3 protein-coding genes and 2 pseudogenes are annotated in these 5,130 nt (G+C 68.2%); 4 read left to right on the top strand and 1 reads right to left on the bottom strand.

The genetic code is table 11. The features are described 5' to 3' along the window. Positions 1-268: 268 nt before the first annotated feature. The 3 genes and pseudogenes from ACWDA7_RS50105 to ACWDA7_RS50095 all read left to right on the top strand — a co-directional run bounded on the left by ACWDA7_RS50105 (position 269) and on the right by ACWDA7_RS50095 (position 2,826). Entirely contained in the window at positions 269-1,219 is a 951-nt protein-coding gene (locus tag ACWDA7_RS50105) for a hypothetical protein (protein WP_450614539.1), read from the top strand. Between the two features lie 148 nt (positions 1,220-1,367). Then, positions 1,368-1,619, top strand: a pseudogene (locus ACWDA7_RS50100) (integrase core domain-containing protein); the annotation flags it as partial. Between the two features lie 116 nt (positions 1,620-1,735). Beyond that, positions 1,736-2,826 (top strand): annotated as a pseudogene (locus ACWDA7_RS50095) (integrase core domain-containing protein). Positions 2,827-3,026: 200 nt separating this feature from the next. Here ACWDA7_RS50095 and ACWDA7_RS50090 read toward each other — a convergent pair. Beyond that, the gene (locus ACWDA7_RS50090) at positions 3,027-4,199 is read right to left on the bottom strand and encodes a hypothetical protein (protein ID WP_450614537.1); all 1,173 of its coding nucleotides are present in this window, start codon (positions 4,197-4,199) and stop codon (positions 3,027-3,029) included. A 43-nt stretch (positions 4,200-4,242) separates the two neighbouring features. Here ACWDA7_RS50090 and ACWDA7_RS50085 point away from each other — a divergent pair. Continuing rightward, the coding region (locus tag ACWDA7_RS50085) for a DUF6880 family protein (RefSeq protein ID WP_450614535.1) at positions 4,243-5,130 on the top strand (888 nt) is incomplete at its 3' end.

The raw sequence follows: 5,130 nt of genomic DNA, 5'->3' as shown, positions 1-5,130 counted from the left end.
GGTCATGCTCACCTGCGGCCCCATCACCCTCGTCCTGCCGTGGGAGCGACCCCCCACTCGCACCGGCTGACCCACACCGATGCCGGGAGAGCCCCGTTTCTGATCCAGACCTGCCACGCCGGACCTCGGCTGCATGCCGTACAACCATCGCCCGGCTTGGCACGTCTGAGTCATTGTCACACGCCAGCCCTCTCGGTTGGCTTTCCGAATCTGTGCGTCGGGGGGACGGTCGGATCACCCTTCCCGGCGCTTCTCCAACGGAGAACGCATGCGTATTCGCGCTACTGCGGCCGTCGCCGTCGTCTGCGGCGCCGCCGCACTGACCGGCGCTGCCATCCCGGCTGCCCAGGCGGCTGGCACCCCGGGTGCCGCGCGCCCCTGGCAGCTCGCCGGCCACTCCGCGCCCACCACGGGGAAGTCCGCCTTCGCGGCATCCGCCGCCGCGGCCACGCCGTACCCGCTGGCGGTGACCTTCTCGGACGTGAAGGTCGCCGGCGGCAAGTCCGCCGTGTCCGTGGGCACCAGCGCCATCGTGCACGTGCCCTACAGCTTCACCCTCACCGCCACCAACGTCGACATCTCCGCCTCCGACTTCTACGTCGGCCTGGACCTGTACCGGGGCTCCGCCACTTCCCCGTCGGCCGACCTGTACGGCGACCAGCCGGCGACGTGCACCGTGACCTCCTCCCAGTCCTCGTACGAGAAGGTCGTCACCGTGGAGACCTGCAAGGGGACCGTCGACATCTACCCCAAGTCCGACCTGCGCAACGCCGACGCCGGAACGAGCTGGCACTCGGTGGCCTGGGCCATCGCCTACAACGGGCAGAACCCCAGCAACCCTTCAGACGTCAGCAAGATCGGAACCGCGGAGTTGACCGGGCAGCGTTCCCCCGCCGTCCAGCGCTTGTCCAAGCTCACCGTGAATGCCGCGCCCGAGCCGGTCAAGAAGGGCAAGACGCTCACCATCACCGGTGCCCTCACCCGCGCGAACTGGGAGACCCACACGTACGCCGGTTACACGGGCCAGAAGGTCAAGCTGCAGTTCCGCAAGAAGGGCACCAGCACCTACACGACCCTCAAGACCATCAGCACCGACAGCCACGGCAACCTGAAGACGACCTACAAGGCAACGGTCGACGGCTACTGGCGCTACTCCTTCGCCGGTACGTCCACCACCCCGGCCGTCTCGGCCGCGGGTGACTACGTCGACGTCAAGTGATCACACGCCGCGCCTGGTCCTGCGCCGCGGAAACCGTGCCCACTGCACGGGGCCCGCGCGCAGGACCAAAACTGTCACGGCGCACCGGAGCCGTGGTCGGTCGCCCAACTACTCAGATTTTCGGTTCGGGGTGACGTCATGGCGGAGCCACGGCACACGCCGACTGCACATCGCGGGAGTGACCGCTCATCCCACCGGGCCCTGGACGGTGCAGCAGGCGAGAAACCTCGCCATCGAGTTGGGTGTTCAGATCGACTCGCTGCATCTCTTGCTCCGCGACCAGGACGCAAAGTTCACCGACTCCTTCGATGCGGTCTTCGCAGCCGAGGGCATCGAGGTCCTGCGTAGCGCTCCGCGGGCTCCTCGGATGAATGCTGACTGCGAACAAGTCATCGGCACTGCGGGTGCCGATAAATCATCCACCCAGGTAGAGGTCTTGATCGACTGACCTCGGCTCGCGCCCGCTGACCATTCCGATGTCTTCATGTGCGCAGACGCGGACGCCATCATGATCTCGTGATGCTGCGTCTGGCCTACCTCGCCGCGACCAACACCCTGTCGCTCCTGCGCCTGCTGCCAATGGGCGACCGGGACAAAGACATCGAGATCCTTGCCCTGCGGCACCAACTGCTCGTACTGCAACGCCAGGTCGGCAAGCCCACGTTCACCGACACCGACCGCGCTGTCCTCGCCAGCCTGCTCCACCACCTCCCAAGGGAGAAACTGCGCGAGGTCCTGATGTTGGTACGCCCGGACACGATCATGCGGTGGCATCGCAAACTGCTCAACCGACAACATGCCGCCACCTGCGCGCCGAAGCAGCGCGGACGCCCACCCACGGTCCGCTCGATCCGCGCCCTGGTCCCACGCCTGGCCCACGAGAATCCCTCGTGGGGCTATCGCCGGATCCACGGCGAGCTCGCCGCGCTGGGCATCAAGGTCGCCGCCTCTACCGTGTGGGAGATCCTCCGCGAGCACGGCATCCCACCCGCGCCCGAACGGCAGAGCACGACCTGGGCCGACTTCCTGCGCAGCCAGGCCGACGCACTGCTCGCCTGCGACTTCTTCGAGACCCGAACCCTGACCGGGGCGCGTCTGTACGTCTTCGCCGTCATCGAGCACTCCACCCGGCGCGTCCGGATCCTGGGCGCCACCCCACACCACACCGCGGACTGGACCGTGCAGCTCGGACGCAATCTCCTCATGGACCTCGAGGACGCGGGCAGCCCGCGCGATTCCTGATCCGCGACCGCGACTCGAAGTTCACGCAGGCCTTCGACGCCCTTCTCGCCGGCGCCGGACTGACAGTCGTCACAGCCGGCATCCAGATACCCCGAATGAACTCCATCGTGGAGCGCTGGATACAGACCTGCCGCAGGGAGCTCCTGGACCGCACCTTGATCTGGAACCAGAGCCATCTCCTGCATGCGCTCCGCGAGTTCGAGACCTTCTACAACTGGCATCGGCCCCACCGAGCCCTGGGCCAAGCCGCGCCGCTCCGACCGCTACCCGAACCAATCAGCGTGCCGGCACAAATCAGGTACCTGGAGGTCCGCCGACGAGACCGACTCAGCGGAACCCTTCATGAGTACCAACGTGCCGCTTGACCAGGCCGGATGATTTATCGGCACCCGCAGTCTTGTGCCTGGGTTCCGGCGTTCGCCTACCGAGCCGGGGACCTGCTCGCTGACAGTTCAACGTGAGACTGCGCCAGTCCTGTCGGAATTGAGCCGCGGTGCAGGATGCTCGCTGAGCGCGCGGTGGGAGACCTGAGGTGCACCGGCAGACGGCGGACCCTCGGGGTTGGTCAGGGATTGGGAATGCCCATGCTGTCGAAGCGCTGCATCAGCGAGGGTTTGCCCCGGTGTGCGGCTCGCAGTTCGCCGACTCGGCGGTCGAAGTCGGCGGTGCACCCGGTGCGGGCCTGAATGTCGCGGAGGTCCCGCAGGAGTGCGATGGCGGCGTCGTAGGCGGCGGCCTTCTTCTGGGCGATCAGGTCACCGATGTCACGCCACGCATTGCCGGTGTTCCGCGCAAGCTGGTCCAAATGCGCCTCACGGGCCTCGGCAGCGGCGCGCGCCCGGGCCTGCTCGGCTGCGGCTCGGGCCGCCTTCTCGCGTTGCCGGCGCTCGGTGCGGTGACGGTAGGCGGCGTCCAGTAGCTGGGCGGCGGTGCGCCGCTTGGCTCCGGCACGGGGGCCGGGGGCGGTGGTGGCGCGATAGCGGGCCAGGAGTCGGTGGCTCGGCAGAGGAGCGGTGCCGAGCGCGGCCTCGAGCAGCAGGGAATCCTTCTCGGCGGCCGGGAGCGCGGCGATGAAGGCCGCCAGAGCTGCACAGTCCACGGCGTCCGCGGGGGCCGACTCGCTGCTCTCGGCAGCGGCTGTCAGCAGGTCCGCATCGACGCACAGGAAGTCGGCGAGGGCCCGCTGGGGGCCGGTGAGCGAGGCCAGACCCGGGGGGACGGGCGGCTCGACTTCGAGGGCGTATTCCTCCTCGTCATCCTCAGCCAGTTCCCAGGCGGTGAGCCCGGCGAGCCAGGCCACGTAAAGCGGCCGCAGGTCGCCAGCTGCGAGCTCGGCGCGCAGCCCCACGAACGTCGAGAGTGCGTAGGACGTTTCGAAGTCCCACTCCTCGCCGTCCTCCGAGGACAGGGAGAAGTCGAGCAGTATGTGCCCGGAGCGGGTCCAGACGCTCAGCGACTCCTCCATGGCGTACGGGGCGGCCTGCTTGGCCGGGAGCAGGCTGGCGGGCAGGCGCAGGACGAGGCGGCGGCTGCCCCAGTTCGCGTAGTACAGGTGGGCGTCGTAGAACTGCTCCACCAGTTTCGTCGTATCGCCGCGGAAGTCGCCCCAGTGGTACTCGTTGACGAAGCGGGTCGGGGTGATGTCGGCGCGGGTGGACAGCGCCCGTACCTGCCTGAGCTCCTCCTCGCTCAGCGGGCGGTCGACGGCAAGGAACTCGTAGTACTGGTACTCGCTCACGGCTCGGCAGCCTACCCGCGCCCTGGTGTGCTGGGATGGGTGGATGAGGGAGACGGCGACGCTGAGCGGGCTGGTTGACGGACTGCGGCGAGACAAGCGCCGCGGGCCGTACGCCGGTCACCGGGAGTACGTGCACACGGCATGGGCGGTGCACGAGGAGGCCGGGCGCCTACTGGACGCGGGCCACGCAGCGCTGGTGGCCCCTGAGCTGCGAAAGGCAGTCGAGCGAATCACAACGGCGCTGATGTATCTGGACGACTCCTCCGGCATGGCCGGGGATGTGCTGCGCGAGTTGACCGGCATGTACGCGAGAGCCCTGACCGCAGCCCCGCCCAAGAACCCGAAGACGCTGGCGAACTGGATCGCCAAGACCGTCTTCGACGGCCCCGGCTGGCCTGACATCCGCCTGGCCGACTTCGCCGCCGCGCTCGGCGACGTGGGACAGGCGCACCTGGCGGACATGGTCAATACCCGCGCTGCGGATGTAGCCCTCAAGGACAGCTGGGGCACCGTCTACGGCGTCCGCCACCTGCGCGAACAGCTCGCCGAAGTCTCCGGAGACACTGACCAGTACGTCGCCGTCCTCGCCAAGTTCCTGACCGGCCCCGACCAATATGTGAAGATCGTCCGTGCCTTGCGTGCAGCCAACCGGCCCGAGGAGGCCACCGACTGGGCCCGACAAGGCGTCGCTGCCTACCCCGGCAACCCCTACCTGCCGAAACTGAACGACGAACTCGTCGACCTCCTCATCGCGGCCGGTCGGCACGAGGAGGCACTCGCCGTGCACCGGGACGCCTTCGCGCGCACCACGGCCCTCGCCGCGTTCCAACCACTCGCCAGGACCGCCTCCGAACTGGAGAGCCCAGACACCGTCACATGGGCTCTTGACCTGCTCCGCACTCGCGTGGCCGAGAATCCCGCCTACGTCCGT

The sequence above is a fragment of the Streptomyces sp. NPDC001156 genome (genome assembly GCF_053598275.1).
Note: the sequence above shows the minus strand (reverse complement) of the source record. Positions and strands in the feature narration are given on the sequence as shown.

Bases quoted from the DNA above. Each gene is read 5' to 3' on its own strand.
- ACWDA7_RS50105 (WP_450614539.1), top strand. From the start codon at position 269: ATGCGTATTCGCGCTACTGCGGCCGTCGCCGTCGTCTGCGGCGCCGCC.